Source organism: Flavobacterium sp. NPDC079362, from assembly GCF_050267765.1.
Classification (GTDB): Bacteria; Bacteroidota; Bacteroidia; order Flavobacteriales; family Flavobacteriaceae; genus Flavobacterium; species Flavobacterium azizsancarii.
In genome coordinates, this window is the sequence record NZ_JBNNFM010000005.1 from 142,486 (window position 1) to 163,470 (window position 20,985).

The following is a 20,985-nucleotide window of genomic DNA, read 5'->3' on the forward strand; positions in this document are numbered from 1 at the left end:
AGGACTCTATTTATAACTTGAATTAGGATAACAAATTTAAACTAACCAAACATTTATTATGAAAAAACTAATGACTAACTTCATTCATTGGAATGCTAACCACAAAGCGGTTCCTCTGATTTTATTTTTGTTACTGACGAGTAATTTTGTTACGGCTCAGGTAAAACTAACAGTAACAGGAACGGTATCTGACAGTAAAGGAATGACAATTCCTGGAGCCAACATTTCGATTGTTGGATCTAAAACGACTACTTCTACAGATTTTGATGGTAAATATACTATTGATGCGCCTTCTAACGGAACATTAGTGGTGTCATTTATTGGGTTCGATTCTCAAAAAATGGGGATCGCAGGAAGAACAAAAATTAACGTTTCTCTGGTGTCGAGCTCTGAGGATTTAAGAGAAGTTGTTGTAATTGGTTACGGAACTCAGAAAAAGAAAGACGTAAATGGTGCAATATCTTCAGTAAAAGCAAAAGATTTAGAGAACATAAAACAAGTTTCTATAGACCAAATGCTTCAGGGTAAAGCCGCCGGGGTTTCTGTAACAAACAATTCAGGACAGCCGGGAGGTGCAGCTTCTGTAAGGATACGAGGAACTACTTCTATCACGGGAACAAATGAGCCTTTGTATGTTATCGATGGTGTGCCAATATCAGGAGATGCTACAGGAAAATCTACAAGCGGGCAAACTTTGGCCGGTAAAGACGGGTTTTCTTCTTCAGGAGGAAGCGGGAACACGGCTATGAGCCCTTTGTCGATGATTAATCCAAGTGATATCGAATCTATGGATATTTTGAAAGATGCTTCTGCAACAGCTATTTATGGTTCGAGAGGTGCAAATGGAGTTATCATAATTACAACAAAATCCGGTAGAAAAGGTGGTGGAAAGGTTTCTTACGAGAACTACACTTCTATGAGTTCAGTTACTAATAAACTGGATGTTTTGACTTTGCCTCAATACGCAACGTTGAAAACAGATTTGGCTAAATTATGGGGATTTCAGACACGTCAGGAATTTTCGCATCCTGAATTATTGGGTCCAGGAACTAATTGGCAGGACGAAGTATATAGAACAGCAGTTTCTCAAAGTCACCAGTTATCATTTTCTGGTGCTAAAGACGGAACTAGTTACTACCTGTCAGGAAGTTATTTAGATAATCAGGGAACGATTATAAATTCAGGATTAAAAAGATATACAGTAAGATTGAATTTAGATTCGAAAATTAAACCATGGTTAAGAATTGGCGGAAATCTTACGGGAGGTATTACAAACGAGAAGATTACAGTGAATCAAAGTTATTCAGGATTGATTTCGAATACTTTATTACAATCTCCGGATATTCCTGTTCGAAATTCTGATGGTTCATTTGCCGGACCTCCTTCATCAGAACAAAGTGTTACATATTATAATCCGGTTGCTGAGGCCTTGACCAGAGAAAATAAATTGGTCAGAAAGAATTTCTTAGGGAATATCTATGCTGAAGTGGATCTTTTTAAAGGATTAAAATACCGAATTGAAATTGCAGCCAATACGGAGTTTTCTGAAAATGATGATTTCAGACCTTCTTATGCATGGGGAAGCCAGGTAAATTTATTGGCAGATCTTGATGTGCGAAGACAAAATTGGTATTCTACAAACATCAAAAATTTATTGACTTACGATAAAACTTTCGGTAAACACAGAGTTACACTTTTGGCAGGTCAGGAAGCAAATGATTCGCATTGGGAAGGTTTAGTTGCATCAGCGCAAGGTTTTAAGACAAATTCTATTCATACTATTAACCTGGCTGATGTCGATAATAATACGATTACACAATATAAAGGCAGCGCTTCACTTGCTTCTCTTTTTGCTCGTATTATTTATGATTTCAATGATAAGTACAGTCTTACAGCTTCTGTCAGACAAGATATTTCGTCTAAGTTTGATCCTACAACTGGAAATCAAAAAGGAGTTTTTAATGCGATTTCCGGTTCCTGGAAATTATCAAACGAGTCTTTTATGGAGGGAACCCGCAAGTATGTTGATAATATCAAATTCAGAGCAGGTTATGGAGAAACAGGAAATCAGCAAATCCCGAACAACAGCTATTCTGCCATGTTAGGAGCTCAGAATTCCGGTTTAGGAAGCGGCTTTTTACCATCCAATTATCCTAATCCTAATTTGGTTTGGGAATCACTAAATCAGACCAATTTAGGTATCGATTTTACACTGCTGAATAATAAACTCTCTGCGAGTTTTGATGTCTATGATAAAAAATCAAAAGGATTTTTGTTTCAGGTGCCATTGCCGCTTTATTTAACCGGAGGTGGAGGACAATACGGAGGAATTTCTGCGCCATATTCTAATTTAGGAACAATGAGCAACAAAGGATTTGATCTTACTGTGGGTTACGATATGAGATCAGCAGGTAATTTTAATTGGGATACCTCTTTGGTTATATCACAATACAAAAATAATTTGGATGAAATCGCTAACGGAATTGTCTTGACTCAGGAAGTAAATACAAACGGATATCAGCCTGTTGTAGTGACCAATACTACAGTTGGAAATCCTATTGGTTTATTTTACGGATACAAAACAGATGGATTGTTTAAAGATCAGGCTACTTTGAATAGTGCGCCAATTCAGTTTGGTCAGGCTGTAGGAACTGCTGCCGGTCAAACAGCTTTGGGAGATGTAAAATATGTCGATGTAAATAACGATGGTAAAATAGATGCAAGTGATAAAACTTTTATCGGAAATCCGCATCCAAAATTCACTTTTGGTTTTACCAATAACTTTAAATATAAAAATGTAGACTGTTCTGTATTCTTGCAGGGATCATACGGAAATGATGTAATGAACTTAACCAGAAGAGGAGGAACAACAAATGCATCTTTATATGATAATCAGTTAGTACAAGCAATGGATTATTATTCGCCTACAAATACAGGAAGCAATAACCCGAGACCAATCGCAGATTCTGCAAATAATAATTTACTTATTTCAGATCGTTATGTAGAGGATGGATCTTATTTAAGGATTCAAAACGTAACTATCGGGTATTCATTACCACAAGATATTATTTCAAAATATAAAATATCAAGATTAAGATTGTACGGAACCGCACAAAATTTATACACGTTCACCAACTATTCTGGTTATGATCCGGAGATAGGTTCATTCAATCAAAATGTGCTTTTATCAGGAATTGACAACGGAAGATATCCGGTAGCGAGAACATTTTTATTTGGACTTAACGTAGAATTTTAAAAATTAAAACAAAATGAAAAAGAAATCTTTTTTAAATAGATATAGTTTGCTTCTTATAGCAACAGCATTTTTGACTTTTGGATCATGTCAGGATGATTTTACTGACAGACCTTCTGAGGACGGAATTAGTTTAGATTCTTATTATAGTACAAATGATCAGGTATCATCTGCTACAAACGGAATGTACAGCAGGACTTGGTTTCAAATGTATAATAAATTTTGGTGGGCACTCGAAGTGGGTTCCGGTAATATGTATTCTGGCTCTGGTGATGTAAGCGGATTAAAAACTTTCTCGATTAACGGTAGTGATCCTGAATTGGTAAACGGCTGGTCTTCGTTATGGGCAAATGTGCAGCAGTCTAATATGATTATTAATTTCCTGAAATCCAGAGTAGGACCGGATGTTTCTAAAAATGTTTTGGACAATACAATTGGAGAAGCTTATTTTTTAAGAGCTACTTCGTATTTTGATTTAGTGAGACTTTGGGGGCCGGTGCCAATTATCGAAAATCCTCTGGATTATACAAGTAATCCTTATATAAATAATAATACTGTTGCAGATGTTTATAAATTAATCACAATGGATTATTTAAAAGCGATTGACTTATTGGCTGATAAAACCAGAGGAGCTAATTATGCCAATAACGGACATGTTTCTAAAGGTTCTGCAAAAGCAATGCTGGCAAAAGTTTATTTGTATCAAAAGGATTATGCAAATGCCAGAGCAATGGCAGAAAGTGTTATCAATAGTGGTGAATTTAAATTATTAGGAGGGGATCAATTACCGGGAAAAAGCTTTGCTGATTTGTTTACATATCCAAACAATAATAACGAAGAATCTATTTTTGCGCTTCAATGGAAAACAGATGGTAACTACGGATCCGGAAATAATTGCAATACACAGTTTGGTTTTCAGGACGGAACATTATCAACTTCAAATGCAGCTTATGCGGGAGTTTTTGGTCCAAGTCAGGAAGTGCTTCTTTCTTTATATGACGACGGAGATTTAAGAAAGCATGAAACTGTAATGGTTCCCGGAGCTACTTATCCAAATATAAAAACAACACAAGGAGTTGGATTTACAGTGCCTGCAGATAAAGATCTGGCTCAGGCATCCGGAGGAGCGATTAAAAAATATTGTATCGGAGTTGTAAACGGAAATGCTACCGGTCAAATTGATAGTTGGGCAATGATGGATAATAATTCTTATGTAATGCGTTATGCTGAGTTATTATTAATTCACGCCGAAGCTGTGTTAGCAGGAGGATCAAGCACATCTGATCCGGCTGCTTTAAATTCGATAAATGCTGTTAGAAAAAGAGCAGGTCTGGCTAGTTTAACTACGGTAACTTTTGATGCAATCTTTTTAGAAAGAAGAAAAGAATTGTGCTTCGAAGGAGATTATTGGTTCGATTTAGGGCGTATCGATAAAACAAAAGCGATTGCTATTATGTCTGCGCAAAATAGGGGAGACCGATATGCTGAGATTCATTATACACCCAGATATAGTGAAGATCACGCCGCAAATGATTTCTATATGGATTATCCGGATAATGAGGTAGCTAAAAATCCAAAGTTATTACAGCCGCCAGTTCCGTATACTTTTAAATAATTATTAAAATTTAAATATTATGAAAAATATAAAAATAAAATACCTCTTTTCTTTTTTTGCAACAGCATTTGTACTGGTGGGTGGGTTTTCTTCCTGCAACAGCGATGATGCTGCCAGTGGCGGATCCGGTAATCCTGCAATTACCAGTGTCGCATTATCTAAAGAAGGGGATTTAGTTCCTGTTACGGTTGGTGATCCTAAAAATTATTATATTATTCAGGGTACAGGACTTTCGACTGTTTCAAAAATTTACTTCAATGATTTTGATACTTATTTCAATCCTGTGCTGGTTACAGATACTGCAATTTTCGTTTTAATCGATGAAAAAACGCCTTATGCAAATTCAAGCAATAAATTAAAAGTAGTGACGAAATTCGGAACGATACTTTATGATTTTATGATTTCGCCACCAACACCAAAATTAGTAAGTTATAATCCTATCAATGCTGTTGAAGGAGATATCGTAACAGTTTCCGGAGATTATTTTCTAAATCCTCTTGTAAAAGTAGGAACCGTAGATGTACCTGTAATTTCTTCAAGTTTAACAGAATTGAAATTTAAAATGCCGGCCAATGCTGCCAATAAATATGTAACAGTTACTAATATTTCAGGTTCGGCTACTTCAAAAGAAGCAATTGGTACAGCATTATTTGATGATGTATGGTACAACGACTGGTTTTATGACGGAGGAGATGATAAAGTCTCTCTGGAAAGTTCAGGCGCTGCACAAGGAAATGTAATGATAAAATCAATTAATGACGGATGGGGTGGTAACCGCTTTAGAAATAAAGATTGGGGAACTTTGGATATGGCAAATTATAGCGGAATCAGATTGTTTATTAAAGGTGAAAAAGCAGGTAAAGTGGCTATTATCCTGAACGGACACTGGAGTGATCCTGATGCTAAAGTGATTGATGTAACGACGGAATGGAAAGAATATAATCTGCCATGGAATTCCTGGCCTTTTGCTGTGACAAGTTTGCAGGATATTGTTCTAAAAGATTTTACAGGTAATAAGTCAACATATTACTTAGATAATATTGGTTTTATTCTGAAGTAATTTTTAAGGAAATCTCTTTGGTTTGAGTTTTGTTTGAAGTATTCCCTAATCTACTCAATTAGGGAATGCTTTTTTTTTAATAATTAATTTGAATTTTTAATAATGAAAAAAATCATTTTAGTAGTCGCTTTAAGCATCTCAGGTTTAGTTTTTAGTCAGGGAAATACACATACCCAATTAGCAGGAAAATTTGAAGGCCTCGCGATGACACCTCCAATGGGGTGGAATTCATGGAATACTTTTGGAACAAGTATCGATGAAAAATTAGTAAAAGAAACGGCAGATATTATGGTCTCTTCCGGGATGGCAGCTGCCGGATACAATTATATTGTACTTGATGATGGCTGGATGACCAGAGAACGAGACGCTAACGGGGATTTGATTCCGGATCCGGTTAAATTCCCTAACGGGATGAAAGCGGTAATAGATTATGTTCATAGCAAAGGATTAAAATTTGGTTTGTACAATTGTGCAGGAACACAAACTTGTGCCGGTTATCCGGGAACACGTGGTTACGAATATCAGGATGCTCGTTTTTATGCTAAACTGGGGATTGATTTTTTAAAATATGATTGGTGCAATACACAGGGAATTACAGCTAAAGAAGCTTATACGACAATGAGTAATGCACTAAAAACAGCCGGAAGGCCTATTGTATTTAGTCTTTGCGAGTGGGGAGATAATCAGCCATGGGAATGGGGGAAACCTGTTGGGAATTTATGGAGAATTTCCGGAGATATTTATCCTTGTTTCGATTGTGAGTTTAAACATCCTGAAAATTGGTCGTCCTGGGGATTCATGAAAATTGTAGAAATGCGAAAAGATATTCGTAAATATTCCGGTCCCGATCATTGGAATGATTTTGATATGATGGAAGTGGGGAATGAGATGAATGATACCGAAGATAAAGCGCACTTTGCAATGTGGTGCATGATGGCATCACCACTTGTTGCGGGAAATGATTTCAGAAAAATGTCAAAAGAAACGCTGGCAATTTTAACGAACAAAGAATTAATTGCCGTTGATCAGGATAAACTGGGAATTCAGGGTTTTAAATATTCTGCTGAAGATGGATTAGAAGTTTGGGTGAAACCTTTATCAGATGGAAATTGGGCCGTAACTTTTTTGAATAGAAGTGAAGTGCCTAAAAAAATCAATTTTGATTGGAAAAAACATGTTATTAAAGATGCTGATTTTGGATATGAAGCTGATTTTAGTAAAACAGTTTTTAAGCTTAAAGATCTTTGGAAGAATAAAGAATCTGGTACCACAAAAAAGAATTTTACTGCAGATATTGTTCCTCATGATGTGATTACATTACGACTAATTCCTTAAATCATTTTATTATGAATAGTAAAAAACACTTTTTTGCTCTTACCTTATTATTAATGTTTTCTATAGCGAATGCTCAATTTGTTAAAAATCATGGTCAGCTCAATGTTCGTGGAACACAATTGGTAGATAAAAACAATAATCCGATTGTTTTGCGTGGTATGAGTTTTGGCTGGCATAGTATGTGGCCCAGGTTTTATAATGAAAAGGCGGTGAGTTGGTTAAAAAAAGACTTTAATTGTAATGTGGTTCGCGCTGCAATGGGAATTGAACTTGGAGAATGGTCGTATGTAAAGAATCCTGAGTTTTCTAAACAAAAAATAGAAGCAGTTGTAAACGGAGCTATAAAGTCTGATATCTATGTGATTATTGATTGGCACAGTCATAATATTAATCTGAAGGAAGCTAAAGAGTTTTTTGCTGAGGTCTCTAAAAAATATGCAAAGTATCCTAATATAATCTATGAGATATTCAATGAGCCGGATCATGAATCATGGCCAGAGGTAAAGGCATACTCCGAAGAGGTAATTAAGATAATCCGGGAAAATGATGCCCATAATATTATTTTAGTTGGTTCTCCGCATTGGGATCAGGATGTAGATCTTCCGGCTGCTGATCCAATAAAAGGGTTTGATAATATTATGTATACCATGCATTTTTATGCGGCAACACATGGTAAGGAGTTACGGGATAGAACGGATAATGCTATAAAAAGTGGTTTGCCTATTTTTGTTTCAGAATCGGCGGGAATGGAAGCTTCTGGCGATGGATCTCTCGATCTCAAAGCCTGGCAGGAATATATCGACTGGATGGAAGACCGAAAATTGAGCTGGATTACCTGGTCTGTTTCTGATAAAGATGAAACTTGCTCAATTTTAAAAAAGTCGGCTAAGTCAGAAGGAAAATGGAAAGAAGAAGATTTAAAAGAATCAGGAATTAAAGTTCGTGAGTTTTTAAGGAAATACAATACGCAAGATTAGCATTGCTTGCGTGATTTTTTAAGGAAAGCCTGTTCAATCTTGAACAGGCTTTTTGTTTGTTTTTAACTCTGAAATAACAACTGCTTTTTATGAATTACTCCTATTTTGTTTATTTTTATTTTTGTAGGAATTTATACAATTTGTTTTATTGCTTTTTAAATTTTTTACGTCATGCTGTATTTTGTGTTTATTTTTTGTTTTTGTACTTGACCCCCTATTTTTTATAGGGTTGATTTTTTTTTTAGACATTTTATTGTGTTTTTATCTTGTTTTTTAGTTCCTATTTGGCTTTGATGTCTAATTTTCTAGTGTTTTTAGTTTTTAATGGTTGTCAAATTTTCAAAAATAAAGAAGTATAAATGTCATATCATGATTATTGTTATTCTAATTTTTGTAATCCGTAATTCTTCCCTGAATTCGTCAAAAAAATGAATTTCAATTCTTTTACTCATACAAAAGTTAATAAATTCGCTAATGAAAATGAGGGTGTTTGAGAGACGAATAAGAGGTTTTAGAAATGACTTATACTATTAAATAGATATATAAAAGATTAACTAACCAGAATCAATTAATAACTAAAAACCAATTAAAACATGAAAAAAGTAGTACACATTTTAGCCGCGATGTTAACGAGTTCTTTTGCTTTTGCCCAAGATGATACTGACACTTCAGTTTCACCAGCAACTACTTGGGGAGGATCGGCAGACGCTTATTATAAGTATGATTTTTCAAAACAAATGAATGGATTAACGAGCTTTACCAACTCGCAAGATTCATTCGAATTAGGAATGGCTTCCGTTCAGGCAGCGCATACGTTTGGGAAGGCCTCCGTTTTTGTAGACTTAGGTTTCGGGAAGAGAGCAGGAGAGTTTTCATATAATGAAACAACAGATAAAGATATTGACGCAAAATTTTTAATTAAACAATTGTTTTTTACGTATCAGATTACAGATGAATTTAAGGTAGTGGCAGGTAGTTTTGGTACACATATAGGATATGAAGTATTAGATGCAATAGGAAATAAAAACTACAGTATGTCTTACGCATTTTCTTATGGACCATTTTTTAATACAGGTGTAAAAGCACAATATACCTCAGGAAAGTTTACTGCAATGGCCGGAATTACAAATCCTACTGATTTTAAATCAGCTATGGATGCCGGCTCGACTCAAAAAACTTTTATAGCGCAATTGGGTTATATTGGCGAGACAGGAAGTGCATATTTAAACTTTACATCAGGAAGTACTAATCCTACTCCGGGAACATTAGTGATTCCGTCTGATGAAAATAAAACACAAATTGATTTTGTGGCTTCTAAAACAATAACAGATGCTTTTTCTTTAGGATTTAATGCGACATATGCTAAAACTAAAAATGACTTTGACAGTGCTTTAGATGGTGATTGGTTTTCACTTGTAGGCTATGCTAATTATGCTTTCAAACCATCTTTGAGCTTAGCTTACAGAATGGAATATTTTGATGCTAAAAATGCTGCGGCCAATGTGGGAACATTAATGGGATCAAACGTTTTTGCAAATACAGTTTCTTTGAATTATAAAGTAGGTAAACTGACTATAATTCCTGAGTTAAGATACGATGCCGCATCTGAAGATATCTTTTTAGATAAAGATGCTATGCCAACAGGTGGTTCGTTCTACGCATTAATTGCTACAACATACTCTTTCTAGAGATAAAGATTGATATTTTTTTTTTTTTTTTGGAGCTGTCGAAACACACTAATGTTTTGGCAGCTTTTTTATTTGAGAGCTTTTTTTGTTACGACTCAAGCATTGGTAAATAAATGAAGTAAAATATTTTTCACGCAGATTTAAAAAAGATTTTGGCAGATATATTTATCACTAAATCCAGGGAGTAAATCATTTTAACCTGCTTTAAACTTTTATCCGGATAGCTATTGTAATTGACTAAATTCAGTATTTTCAATTTGTTCTAATTTGCGCATTTGAGGCAAAAAAAAAGTTACCTAAGGAAGATTAATTGTTTTTGACAACAGAAATCGGCGACTAAATTCAGCTTTTTAATTTGTGCTAATTTGCGCATTTGTGGCAAAAAAAAGTTTCATAAAGAAAAATTAATCTTTTTAATTCCAGTAATCAGTCACTAAATTCTGCATTCTTAATTTGTTCCAACTTGTGCAATTTGCGGCAACTTCAATAAAAAAAAACGCGTTTCTAAATGTTTAGAAACGCGTTTGTATTTTGAGTATTTTCTCTTTTTATTGAACCTGCTTTTTATAAATCGAATAAATCGTATCTATTGTTTTTCGGTCTAAAGTAGCAGTTACATCAGTTTGAATATAATGTAATTTGAATGCCATAATGGCTGCTGAGAGATTTTTGGTATTATATCCTATAATTCTCAATGCGGGTTCAATTTTAAAATCAAATGGAGCTTCTTCTAAAACAGCATCCGGCCAAATTCCAAATCCTTTTTCTGCTAATGTTTTCCAGGGAAATAAAGCACTCGGGTCTTGTTTTCTGCCTGGAGCGATATCAGCATGCCCTAATATGTTTTGCGTCGGGATGTTATAGTCTTTCTTTAATTTTGTCAAAAGAGCGACTAAACTTCCAATCTGCGCTTCTGTAAAAGGTTTAAAGCCATTATTATCAAGCTCTATCCCAATTGAAGAAGAATTGATATCTGTATTTTTCCCCCAAGTTGCAGCTCCAGCATGCCATGCTCTTAAATAATCATTTAGCATTTGAACTACATTTCCATTTTCAGAAATTATATAGTGTGCACTTACCTGTGTTTTAGTTTTGGTAAACGTCTTAATCGTTTGCTGAATAGAATCCTGGGCAGTATGATGAATAATGATAAAACTTGGTTTCCTTAAATTAAAATTTACAGTACCGATCCATTCTGTATTAATGCCGTTTAGTAAATAAGTAGATCCCGTTTTTGATAAAGTATCTTTTACAATTCCAAGCTGTTGAGCATATGTAGTATCAATAACTACAGGGCTTACCGGAGGAATTGGTTGAGGTTCTTTACTCGTAATTTGATTTTCTAAAGTTTTAAGCTGCTGATCATAAACCTTCTCTGTGCTTTTGTAAGGATTTGTTGAACAACCAGTAATGATAAGGGCTAAAATCAGATAACAAAAATGTTTTTTTGCCATAATAGTTACGTTTTTTTAGATAAGACTGAAACAATTATTCTTGAATCTTTGTTTCAGTATCTTCTTTGACTTCTTTTGTGTCTTTATCTTTAGAATCTTTTTTCTTTTTTGATTTAGATGGCTTTTTTATCTCTTTAAAATCAGCCATAAAAGCAGTGTATTTTTCTACCTGATCAGGATTCAAAAAAGCAGTTATTTTTTTAGTAGTGCTTTCTCTTAAAGCTTTAATTTGCTCTAATTTTTGGTCCTGACTGCTGCTTTCGTTTTTCAAAAGAATTCCTTGTTCTTTCATGCTGTCAGTAAAAACATTTGCAATAGCAATTGCCTGAAGTTCATCAAGATTTACTACCGGTTTCATTTGTTCTACAATTTTAGCAGCTGTTTCTTCCGGAGGTGTTTCTTTAGGTTTGCTGGTATTTCCTTGCGGTCCTCCCATCATACTTCTGTCCATACCCATTCCTCCGCCTCTTCCATATCCGTTACCGCCGCCATAGCCTCCTCCACCGCCGTAACCATTATTATATCCGTTTCCGTATTGAGCCGAAACAGAATTGAAGCAGAATAAGGTAAAAACCAAAAGAAATAAAGATAGTGTAGGTTTCATAAAAATGTTTTTATCTAAAATTGATAATTCTTTAGCGTAAATTTAAGCAGGTTCTCCGTATAAATCAAATTCTGTAGCCTCTATTATTCTTATATTAACAAATTCCCCTGTTTTTACATAATGTTTAGATGCGTCAATTAAAACCTCGTTATCAACATCCGGGCTATCAAATTCAGTTCTTCCCACAAAATGAGCGCCTTCTTTTCTGTCAATAATACATTTAAAAACCTGGCCTACTTTCTCCTGATTCATATCCCATGAAATTTGCGATTGCAATTCCATTATTTCGTTTGCTCTGGCTTGTTTTACATCGTCCGGAACATCATCTTCCAGTAAATAAGCATGCGTGTTTTCTTCGTGAGAATAAGCAAAACATCCCATTCTGTCAAATTTCATTTCCTGAACGAAATCCTTCAAAATTTCAAAATCTTCCTGAGTTTCTCCGGGATATCCAACGATCAAAGTAGTTCTGATCGCCATTCCTGGAACGGCAGCACGGAAATCTTTTAATAATTGAGTTGTTTTAGCCTGAGTAGTACCACGACGCATCGATTTTAATATAGAATCCGAAATATGTTGTAACGGAATATCAATATAATTACAAATCTTAGGTTCGCGTTTCATTATTTCAAGAACATCCATCGGGAAACCTGTAGGGAAGGCATAGTGTAAACGAATCCATTCGATTCCTTCTACTTTTACCAATGCTTCTAAAAGTTCTCCAAGATTTCTCTTTTTATAAATATCAAGACCATAATAAGTTAAATCCTGAGCGATTAAGATCAATTCTTTTACGCCATTCTTAGCTAAACCTTCAGTTTCTTTAACTAATTTTTCGATAGTTTGAGAAACGTGTTTACCACGCATAAGAGGAATCGCACAAAAACTACAAGGTCTGTCGCAACCTTCGGCAATTTTCAGGTAAGCATAATTTTTTGGAGTAGTAGTCAAACGTTCTCCTAATAATTCATGTTTATAATCTGCTCCTAAAGCTTTCAATAACTGAGGTAATTCTGTTGTACCAAAATATTGATCTACGTTAGGAATTTCTTTTTCTAAATCAGGTCTGTAACGCTCAGACAAACATCCTGTAACAAAAACCTTGTCAACTAATCCTTTGTCTTTTTTGTCTGCATATTCCAAAATCATGTTTACTGATTCTGCTTTAGCGTTATCAATAAACCCACAAGTGTTGATTACGATAATGTTTCCTTCTCTTTCTGCTGGAGCTTCATGTTCAACTTCTTTTCCGTTTGCACGAAGTTGACCCATTAACACTTCACTGTCATATACATTTTTCGAACACCCAAGAGTGATTACGTTAATTTTGTTCTTTTTTAAAGACTTGGTTCTCATACTTTTATAAATTGGAGTGCAAAATTACACTTTTTTATCCAAACACCGCTTGTTTGGGTTTCTTTTACGTGTTTTTTATGAAGGTAATTCGGTAGTTGTTCTATCTTTTATAGTTGCCGAAGTTTCGTGAACGCCATAAAGAGATTTTCTTTTATTAGCGTTAAAAAAAAATCCGTCAGGTAATGCCTGACGGAAATTTCCATTCATCTATTTACTTAATTACAATTCAAATAATAAAGTCAAAGAAACATTATTTAGTTTCGATGTAATGTTAGCGCCATCTGTAAATCCTTTGGCAAAAAAGCCCTGATTCGATTTTCTTTCTAAATACGAGTAAGCTAAATCTAGTTTAGTCCCTCCAAAGTTATAGCCCAGACCTCCTGAGTAGCTGTTTAAATCTCCAATTGTAGTTCCGTTTTTATATGGGCTTCCTTCAAAACGATATCCCCCGCGAAGGCTTAATTGTTTTATCTTGTATTCAGCACCAACTCTCAATTCGCCCGCGTTTGTTAATTGATTGCTGATGTCATTGTTTACACCTCTAAATCCGGCATCGTTTGTTGGTTTGTATTTAGCGTTTCCGTAATCTTTAATAGCGTAATCAACACTAATTAAACCGGATTTTCCAAATACATAAGCTGCACTAAAAGTTGTTTTTCCGGGAGTTTGCAGAGTATAAGAATCGTAAACGTTTATAATTTTTGGGTTAACCGTGTTGTTTATTGGTTGTCCGCCCAAAGCTTGCGTAGTAGTATAGAGGCTCTGAGAAACTTCATCGTATAGGTCGTACCAAGTATTAGATTCATATGCTAAACCAAGTCTGAATGAGTCTGTAACTTTTGCGATGGCACCAAGTTGAAAAGAGAAGCCATTTCCGTATGTGTAAAGATTGTTGTTGAATTCTAAATCAGATATAGTTTCGTTTGGTTGCAGTGGATTGCTGTTCTGTTCGTAAAAACTACTTGATCTTCTGTAATCAGTGATGTGTACATTTAAATTCGCTCCAAAATAAATTCTGTCTTTATATGAGGTTGCAATATTAAAGCTTAATTTACTGTTGTATCCGCTCGTGTAAATGTTGTTTTCCTGGTAATAATTACCTCCTGCTGGTACGTTACTAGTATATTGGGTGTTGTTGTTATCGGCTGTAACGGGATTGATTACATAGCCTTCTCCGCCAAAAAAGGCTTGCTGTTGCGTGTAGGACATATCTCTATAGTCTAAGCGTTTTATATCTCCTAAAGGTACTCCGTTGGCGTAGGCTAAGAAATATTTATCAATGGAGTTCGTCGGGTTTGTTCCTGCAGAAAAAACACTATTATTGAAATTGTTCGTGTTTTCGTAATTTACTCCAATAGAAATTTTCTTCCAGTTATTATTCGGGTTATGATCATGAAAAACAAAAACAGCTCCTGCTTGATTTAGAAGAAATGTATTTTCTTTATCACTAGTTTGAGTGCCAAAATAGTTTGAGTTGTTTTTAATGCTCTGATTACTAAAAGTTATTCCTGTCTGGTTGTTTGTGAAAATAGCAGATCCTGCAGGATTGACACTCAGAGACGATAAGTCTCCGCCAACTGCTCCAAATGCGCCACTCATTGCTCTGAATCTTGCTGTTCCCGTTAGGTTGTCTTGTGAGTAACGAAGAGCGTCTGAAACTTCTTGCGAGTGTGAGACGCTGGCAGTTAATCCTGTAATAAATAGGAATAATATTTTTTTCATTTGGATAAGTTTTTAGTTTATTTTTTTTGTATAAGTGAAAAGTGAAAGAAGGGATTATCTTCTTCCGCCTCCACCTCCACCGTAAGATCTTCCGCCACCGCCACCGCCGCCAGATGATCTCATGCTTCCGCCGCCACTATTCATAGAACGTGATGGGCTAGGAGAGTAGCTTCTTGATGGAGCATTGCCGTTGCTGCTATTGTAATTTCTGGTTGAAGTAGAACTACTTGATCTTCTGTTAGAATAGTCGTAGCTGTTGTTTTGTCCTTGAGTTGACGAACTTCTTCTGTTTGTAAAATTAGGGTTTGAAGAATCATAGGTTCTTCCATTTGTGCCAGAACTTCTTCTGAAATCTGTATAACCACTTTGTCTGTTGGTTGTATAGTTTCTATTTGAATTGTAGTTTCTGTCAGAATTAGAATTTCTGGTAGTATAGCTTCTGTTCGTTGTAAAGCTTCTGTTGGTGTAACCTCCTCTGTTAGAAGCATAGTTTCTGTCTCCGTAATAAGATGCAGATCCTCTTCTTCCGTAGCTATATGAGTAATTGTTGTATCTATTGTAGCCAGGTCCCCAATATCCAGGATAACCCCATCCCGGGTAGCCCCATCCAGGTCCCCAGTAGTTAGGATAACCCCATCCTCCTCCGTAACCCCATCCGTAATAAGGATATCCAAATCCAAGTCCGAATCCCATTGACCATGTAGGGTCAGAATAAATATTTACAGAAACGTCTGAATTGGCGCTTCCCCAGGCTGGGTAAGCATTTGCGACTGATTGTATACTATCGCTGTCAGAATAATTACCATAATTATCTACATCTGTAAAAATTTCAGTTGACTGATTGTCATCTTGCAATGATCTAAAGTAATCCTTATATTGATTATTTGTATTTGTGGTAGTTGTTTGAGCATAGGTTCTTGGTGAGCCGCCGTATACTCCATCATTGTCATGATAAGAAGTATTTTGGTAAGAACCACATGATGCTAGTAGAAAACTCAATAATCCAATTAAGTAAAAATGACTTGAGTTTTGGCGGAGAGTTGTATAAGTTTTCATATCTGTGGAGTTTTTTATTGTTGCACATTACAAAAATAGTTAGTTTTGTCAAACTATTTAGTTAAAATTATTAAAACAAAATTTGTGCCAAACTATTCAATATGAGTAAGAACCTCACTACAAGATCAGAAGATTATTCAAAATGGTATAACGAGCTGGTTGTAAAAGCAGATCTAGCTGAAAATTCAGGCGTTAGAGGATGTATGGTTATTAAGCCGTACGGATATGCTATTTGGGAAAAAATGCAGGCTGAGTTAGACCGAATGTTTAAAGAAACAGGACATCAAAATGCGTACTTCCCTTTATTTGTGCCTAAGAGCATGTTTGAGGCGGAAGAAAAAAATGCAGAAGGATTTGCAAAAGAGTGTGCTATCGTAACACATTATAGATTAAAAAATGATCCGGACAGACCTGGAAAATTAATGGTTGACCCAAATGCGAAGTTAGAAGAGGAGCTTATTGTTCGTCCTACCAGTGAAGCAATTATTTGGTCTACATATAAAGGATGGGTACAATCGTACAGAGATTTGCCTTTATTGATTAATCAATGGGCAAATGTTGTTCGTTGGGAAATGCGTACGCGTTTGTTTTTAAGAACTGCTGAGTTTTTATGGCAGGAAGGGCATACAGCACATGCTACAAAGGCAGAAGCACTAGAAGAATCTGAAAAGATGATGAATGTATATGCTGATTTTGCTCAGGACTTTATGGCTATTCCGGTTGTTAAAGGTATAAAAACTGAAACGGAGCGTTTTGCCGGTGCCGATGAAACCTATTGTATTGAAGCATTAATGCAGGACGGAAAAGCATTACAGGCAGGAACATCTCACTTTTTAGGTCAGAACTTTGCAAAAGCTTTTGATGTGAAATTTGCAAATGCCGAAGGGAAACAAGAACACGTGTGGGGAACCTCATGGGGAGTTTCTACTCGTTTAATGGGAGCTTTGGTGATGACGCACTCTGACGATCAGGGATTAGTGCTGCCTCCTAATTTGGCACCTATACAAGTTGTTATTGTGCCTATTTATAAAACAGATGAGCAATTAGCAGAGATTACAACGGCAGTAAATGACTTAACTGCTAAGCTTAAAAAGTTGAAAATTTCAGTTAAATATGATGACAGAACAACTCAAAAACCAGGATTCAAGTTTGCTGAATGGGAATTAAAAGGTGTTCCTGTAAGAATTGCTGTTGGTCCAAAAGATTTAGAAAACGGAACTTTTGAAGTTGCCAGACGTGATACATTGACAAAAGAAACTGTTTCCGGCGAAGGAATCGTTACTTATATAAATGACTTGCTTGAGCAAATACAAACTGATTTATTTAATAAAGCATTAAATTATCGTGATACTCATATCACGGAAGTAAATAGCTTTGAGGAATTTAAAGAAGTTTTAGATGGTAAAGGAGGGTTTGTATCTGCTCATTGGGATGGTACAGCCGCTACTGAAGAAAAAATAAAAGACTTGACAAAAGCAACGATTCGTTGTATCCCATTAGATGCTGTAGAAGAGGCGGGAACCTGTGTGTTTACTGGTAATCCTTCTTCAAAAAGAGTGTTGTTTGCTAAGGCGTATTAATTTTTTTTAATTTTTTTTGCATCAGGTATTGTACATCTTAAAAATAGTTGTATTTTTGCATCCGCATTAGAGAAGCAGGCCCGTTCGTCTATCGGTTAGGACGCATGGTTTTCATCCATGTAAGAGCGGTTCGATTCCGCTACGGGCTACTACTTTTACTGCGAATTTTTTCTTGAAATACTGAGAATTAAAATGGCCCGTTCGTCTATCGGTTAGGACGCATGGTTTTCATCCATGTAAGAGCGGTTCGATTCCGCTACGGGCTACAAAATTTCAATTTATTAAAATTGGAGAAAACTTAGAGGATACTGGTCTGTTCGTCTAGGGGTTAGGACTCCAGGCTTTCGTCCTGGTAACAGGGGTTCGATTCCCTTACAGACTACTACAATTAGTTGTAAATAAGTTTTGTAAAATAAAAGTTGGTGTCTCGATTTTTGTTTTATTAGTTAAAACCAAAGTGATTGTTTTTCAATTGTGGGAGGTTTTTCTTTTTTAACTAGTATTTATAATAATTATTATATCTAAAAATTAAAAAAAATGGCAAATCATAAGTCAGCATTAAAAAGAATCAGAAGTAACGAAAAAAGAAGAGTTCTTAACAGATACCAACACAAAACTACTCGTAACGCTATTAAAGCATTAAGATTAGCTACTGATAAATCTGATGCAGCTTCAAAATTATCAACTGTAATCTCTATGGTAGATAAATTAGCTAAAAAGAACATCATTCATGATAATAAAGCTTCTAACTTGAAGTCTAAATTAACTAAACATGTTGCTAAATTGTAATTAATTACAATTTCCTAAATATATAAAAAAAGTCCTCTTTAGAGGACTTTTTTTTGTTTGAATAAAAATGAAAATCCCAAAGTGTCTATGTTAAATGGGATCAAACGCAAAAGTTGGGGATTACGCAAAAAGATTGCATAATCTGAATAAGAAAAAATCTACTTTTCGTACTCCTCTAAATTGACTTCTAAATGCTTTTACTTTGGCATTAAAAGATTCTGCTGAAGCGTTTGTTTTAATCCATTTCAATTCCTGCTTGATTTGTTTCGGTTTTATTGTAATGTTGGATTTTTATTTAATTGACCTTCTATTGTTGTTTAGTTTGCAATGGGTTTGTTTTTAAATTCCTATTTTCTTTTTAAGGTATTCAAGCATTGGCAGAGTAACAGGCTTTGAGAGGAAGTCTATGATAATAGGGTATTTTTTTGCTTTGGCTAAATCTTCAGGGTCAATAGTAGAAGATAATACAATGACATTCGCAGTGTTGAATTCTGCGTAAGCAGGAGACGTAAAGTGGTCTAAAAATTCCCAGCCACCCATGACTGGCATGTTCAGGTCTAAGAAGATCAATTCTGGTTTTTTGTTTACTTTGTTTTTAATATTGGTGTATTTTAAAGTGTTGAAATGCATCAGTGCTTCTTCACCATTTTGAGCAGTGATGATTTCTTTAGAGAATGATGATTTCGAAATTACTTTTTTGCATAACATGAGCGTGATTGGGTCGTCATCAATGCATAAAATTTGCTCGAGCATGTGAATTAATTTTTGAATGTTATTGTGAATGTTGTGCCTTTATTGACTTCGCTTTCAATGGTTATTGTTCCTCCCATAGTTTCTACTTGTGATTTTACAAGGTATAAGCCTAGTCCTTTGCTGTCAGGATAATTGTGAAATCGTTGATAGAGGCCAAAAACTTTGTCTCGATTCCTGTCCAGATCAATTCCAATTCCGTTATCTTTAAAAGTTAAGATAGCTTTGTGATCTATTTGTTCGGCGGTAATCGATATCTTTAATTTCCTGTTTTCCGATTTGTATTTTAAGGAGTTAGTCAGTAGGTTAAGTAAGATGCTTTCGATGTAAGCCTTGTTTGTGTTTAGCAGTGGAACTTTTTCGAAATTTAATTTAATTATCGGTTTGTGTAATTCTATCTGGAAAGACAATTGGCTAAAGACATTCTCAAAAACTTCTTTTAAAGAAACTTCTTCTTTTTGCATAGAAGGATTGTCTTTGATGATGATGACTTTTACCAGATCATTTATGGTTTCGTTTAATAAATGTGTTGATTTGGTAAAGCCGGCAAGGATTTCCTGAAGTTCCGGATCTTCAACAGGAATATCTTCTATTAAATTTAATAGTCCGATTAAATTGGATAAAGGCGCTCTCAGGTTGTGTGATGTTATATAGGAGAACTGTTTTAAATCCTTGTTGTTTTGGGTTAGTTCCCTGATAAGATGTTCTTTTTCTGTTTCTAATTTTTTTTCATCTGTTATGTCTCGCTGTATAGAAATCCAGTGCGAAATTGATCCTTCATTATTAAAAATGGGGATCATTGAAAATCGAACCCAATATTCTTCTTTTTTCTTGGTATAACTAATGGTTTCTATTAAGCATTCTTCTTTATTCTTTATTGCTCTTAATAGTTTTTTTAATTCTTCTGAGTCTGATTTTGGTCCTTTGAAAATATTTGGAGATTTCCCAATTATTTCATGAGAGAGATATCCGGACATTTGTGAAAAAGCGGGATTTACATATACTATTTTAGGGATTTTACGATCTGTTGAATTCGCTTCTGTAATTAGAATAGAATCTTTAGATTGTGTGATTACAGTTTCCAGAAGTTTTAATCGTTGTTCTTCTTCTTTTTGTTTGGTAATGTCCTGGATTGCTCCAATCATTCTAATGGCTCTTCCGTTTTCATCTTTCAATAAAAACCCCCGGTCAAGTACGTATTTATAGCTTCCGTCAACACATCTAAAGCGATACTGATCCTGCCATTTTTCAGTTTTTTGTTCAATAAATGAATATAATTTGATAGACATTCTGATACTGTCTTCAGGATGAATTTTATCAAACCACCATTTTGATGTGTTTCCTACATCTGCGGGATTATATCCAAATACGCTTTCGATTCCTTTGTTCCAATTAATACTGTCTTCCTGAATTTTCCAATCCCAAATAGTGTCGCTAGTCGCTTTTGCAACAATGTCATATTTTTCGTTCGATTCTTTGATCTCTTCATTTGTTTTTTTTAATTTTTCGAAAATAGAGATGTTTTTCTTTTCATTTTTCGATAGTATGTATCTGAAAATTAATCCTGTAATGAGTATAAAAAGGACGTCTTTTATAACAAATAAATAAAAGTATTCTATCTTAGAAAAGTAGGTAGTAAGTATTTTATGGCAGATTATAGCCACAATTAGCGAGATGATAACGTAAACTAGAGTAATTTGGAGAGTTTTACTTTTCATTACTCAAATATAGTTAAATTAACTATAA

General features: G+C 35.0%; 16 protein-coding genes and 3 tRNA genes. 11 read left to right on the forward strand and 8 right to left on the reverse strand.

The genetic code is table 11. The features are described from left to right. The first annotated feature begins 58 nt into the window (after positions 1–58). The 6 genes from ACQKCJ_RS07155 (at position 59) to ACQKCJ_RS07180 (ending at position 9,928) form a co-directional block, all read left to right on the forward strand. Positions 59–3,256 carry a SusC/RagA family TonB-linked outer membrane protein gene (locus ACQKCJ_RS07155; RefSeq protein WP_271334373.1) on the forward strand — a complete coding sequence of 1,066 codons (3,198 nt, stop codon included), beginning with the start codon at positions 59–61 and terminating at the stop codon, positions 3,254–3,256. 13 nt (positions 3,257–3,269) lie between these two features. After that, the gene (locus ACQKCJ_RS07160) at positions 3,270–4,868 is read left to right on the forward strand and encodes a RagB/SusD family nutrient uptake outer membrane protein (RefSeq protein WP_271334372.1); all 1,599 of its coding nucleotides are present in this window, start codon (positions 3,270–3,272) and stop codon (positions 4,866–4,868) included. A gap of 19 nt (positions 4,869–4,887) precedes the next feature. Then, positions 4,888–5,928, forward strand: a complete 1,041-nt coding sequence (locus tag ACQKCJ_RS07165; RefSeq protein WP_271334371.1) for an IPT/TIG domain-containing protein — start codon at positions 4,888–4,890, stop codon at positions 5,926–5,928. 102 nt (positions 5,929–6,030) lie between these two features. Next, complete coding sequence (locus ACQKCJ_RS07170) at positions 6,031–7,263, forward strand: glycoside hydrolase family 27 protein (RefSeq protein ID WP_271334370.1); 1,233 nt, start codon at positions 6,031–6,033, stop codon at positions 7,261–7,263. 11 nt (positions 7,264–7,274) lie between these two features. Next, positions 7,275–8,240: a glycoside hydrolase family 5 protein gene (locus tag ACQKCJ_RS07175; RefSeq protein WP_271334369.1), complete on the forward strand. Its 966-nt coding sequence runs from the start codon at positions 7,275–7,277 to the stop codon at positions 8,238–8,240. Between the two features lie 593 nt (positions 8,241–8,833). Further along, positions 8,834–9,928: an outer membrane beta-barrel protein gene (locus tag ACQKCJ_RS07180; protein ID WP_271334368.1), complete on the forward strand. Its 1,095-nt coding sequence runs from the start codon at positions 8,834–8,836 to the stop codon at positions 9,926–9,928. Positions 9,929–10,476: 548 nt separating this feature from the next. Here ACQKCJ_RS07180 and ACQKCJ_RS07185 read toward each other — a convergent pair. The 6 genes from ACQKCJ_RS07185 to ACQKCJ_RS07210 form a co-directional block, all read right to left on the reverse strand. Continuing rightward, the gene (locus ACQKCJ_RS07185) at positions 10,477–11,382 is read right to left on the reverse strand and encodes an N-acetylmuramoyl-L-alanine amidase (protein ID WP_271334367.1); all 906 of its coding nucleotides are present in this window, start codon (positions 11,380–11,382) and stop codon (positions 10,477–10,479) included. A gap of 34 nt (positions 11,383–11,416) precedes the next feature. After that, entirely contained in the window at positions 11,417–11,986 is a 570-nt protein-coding gene (locus tag ACQKCJ_RS07190; RefSeq protein WP_271334366.1) for a hypothetical protein, read from the reverse strand. 42 nt (positions 11,987–12,028) lie between these two features. Further along, on the reverse strand, positions 12,029–13,342 hold the full coding sequence (rimO, locus tag ACQKCJ_RS07195) for a 30S ribosomal protein S12 methylthiotransferase RimO (RefSeq protein ID WP_271334365.1): 1,314 nt from the start codon (positions 13,340–13,342) through the stop codon (positions 12,029–12,031). Between the two features lie 75 nt (positions 13,343–13,417). Beyond that, positions 13,418–13,549 (reverse strand): hypothetical protein, encoded by a 132-nt coding sequence (locus tag ACQKCJ_RS07200; RefSeq protein ID WP_271334364.1) that lies wholly within the window; start codon positions 13,547–13,549, stop codon positions 13,418–13,420. A gap of 12 nt (positions 13,550–13,561) precedes the next feature. Next, positions 13,562–15,064, reverse strand: a complete 1,503-nt coding sequence (locus tag ACQKCJ_RS07205) for an OmpP1/FadL family transporter (RefSeq protein ID WP_271334363.1) — start codon at positions 15,062–15,064, stop codon at positions 13,562–13,564. Between the two features lie 54 nt (positions 15,065–15,118). Continuing rightward, a complete protein-coding gene (locus ACQKCJ_RS07210) occupies positions 15,119–16,120 on the reverse strand; it encodes a hypothetical protein (protein ID WP_271334362.1) in 1,002 nt (333 codons plus the stop codon). 101 nt (positions 16,121–16,221) lie between these two features. On the opposite strand from ACQKCJ_RS07210, the gene proS reads away from it, so the two are divergent. The 5 genes from proS to rpsT all read left to right on the forward strand — a co-directional run bounded on the left by proS (position 16,222) and on the right by rpsT (position 18,489). After that, positions 16,222–17,700: a proline--tRNA ligase gene (gene proS, locus ACQKCJ_RS07215; RefSeq protein ID WP_271334361.1), complete on the forward strand. Its 1,479-nt coding sequence runs from the start codon at positions 16,222–16,224 to the stop codon at positions 17,698–17,700. Positions 17,701–17,777: 77 nt separating this feature from the next. Then, positions 17,778–17,849: transfer RNA gene (locus ACQKCJ_RS07220), tRNA-Glu, on the forward strand. A gap of 45 nt (positions 17,850–17,894) precedes the next feature. Further along, positions 17,895–17,966: transfer RNA gene (locus ACQKCJ_RS07225), tRNA-Glu, on the forward strand. 44 nt (positions 17,967–18,010) lie between these two features. Further along, positions 18,011–18,082: transfer RNA gene (locus tag ACQKCJ_RS07230), tRNA-Glu, on the forward strand. Between the two features lie 155 nt (positions 18,083–18,237). Beyond that, a complete protein-coding gene (rpsT, locus tag ACQKCJ_RS07235) occupies positions 18,238–18,489 on the forward strand; it encodes a 30S ribosomal protein S20 (protein WP_271334360.1) in 252 nt (83 codons plus the stop codon). A 339-nt stretch (positions 18,490–18,828) separates the two neighbouring features. On the opposite strand, the gene ACQKCJ_RS07240 is transcribed toward rpsT, so the two are convergent. Both ACQKCJ_RS07240 and ACQKCJ_RS07245 read right to left on the reverse strand, forming a co-directional pair. Beyond that, the gene (locus ACQKCJ_RS07240; protein WP_271334358.1) at positions 18,829–19,242 is read right to left on the reverse strand and encodes a response regulator; all 414 of its coding nucleotides are present in this window, start codon (positions 19,240–19,242) and stop codon (positions 18,829–18,831) included. 5 nt (positions 19,243–19,247) lie between these two features. Next, the gene (locus ACQKCJ_RS07245) at positions 19,248–20,957 is read right to left on the reverse strand and encodes a PAS domain-containing sensor histidine kinase (RefSeq protein WP_271334357.1); all 1,710 of its coding nucleotides are present in this window, start codon (positions 20,955–20,957) and stop codon (positions 19,248–19,250) included. Positions 20,958–20,985 lie beyond the last annotated feature (28 nt).

Coding starts and splice junctions, on each gene's coding strand:
- ACQKCJ_RS07155 (WP_271334373.1), top strand. CDS start 59: ATGAAAAAACTAATGACTAACTTCATTCATTGGAATGCTAACCACAAA.
- ACQKCJ_RS07160 (WP_271334372.1), top strand. CDS start 3,270: ATGAAAAAGAAATCTTTTTTAAATAGATATAGTTTGCTTCTTATAGCA.
- ACQKCJ_RS07165 (WP_271334371.1), top strand. CDS start 4,888: ATGAAAAATATAAAAATAAAATACCTCTTTTCTTTTTTTGCAACAGCA.
- ACQKCJ_RS07170 (WP_271334370.1), top strand. CDS start 6,031: ATGAAAAAAATCATTTTAGTAGTCGCTTTAAGCATCTCAGGTTTAGTT.
- ACQKCJ_RS07175 (WP_271334369.1), top strand. CDS start 7,275: ATGAATAGTAAAAAACACTTTTTTGCTCTTACCTTATTATTAATGTTT.
- ACQKCJ_RS07180 (WP_271334368.1), top strand. CDS start 8,834: ATGAAAAAAGTAGTACACATTTTAGCCGCGATGTTAACGAGTTCTTTT.
- ACQKCJ_RS07185 (WP_271334367.1), bottom strand. CDS start 11,382: ATGGCAAAAAAACATTTTTGTTATCTGATTTTAGCCCTTATCATTACT.
- ACQKCJ_RS07190 (WP_271334366.1), bottom strand. CDS start 11,986: ATGAAACCTACACTATCTTTATTTCTTTTGGTTTTTACCTTATTCTGC.
- rimO (WP_271334365.1), bottom strand. CDS start 13,342: ATGAGAACCAAGTCTTTAAAAAAGAACAAAATTAACGTAATCACTCTT.
- ACQKCJ_RS07200 (WP_271334364.1), bottom strand. CDS start 13,549: ATGAATGGAAATTTCCGTCAGGCATTACCTGACGGATTTTTTTTTAAC.
- ACQKCJ_RS07205 (WP_271334363.1), bottom strand. CDS start 15,064: ATGAAAAAAATATTATTCCTATTTATTACAGGATTAACTGCCAGCGTC.
- ACQKCJ_RS07210 (WP_271334362.1), bottom strand. CDS start 16,120: ATGAAAACTTATACAACTCTCCGCCAAAACTCAAGTCATTTTTACTTA.
- proS (WP_271334361.1), top strand. CDS start 16,222: ATGAGTAAGAACCTCACTACAAGATCAGAAGATTATTCAAAATGGTAT.
- rpsT (WP_271334360.1), top strand. CDS start 18,238: ATGGCAAATCATAAGTCAGCATTAAAAAGAATCAGAAGTAACGAAAAA.
- ACQKCJ_RS07240 (WP_271334358.1), bottom strand. CDS start 19,242: ATGCTCGAGCAAATTTTATGCATTGATGACGACCCAATCACGCTCATG.
- ACQKCJ_RS07245 (WP_271334357.1), bottom strand. CDS start 20,957: ATGAAAAGTAAAACTCTCCAAATTACTCTAGTTTACGTTATCATCTCG.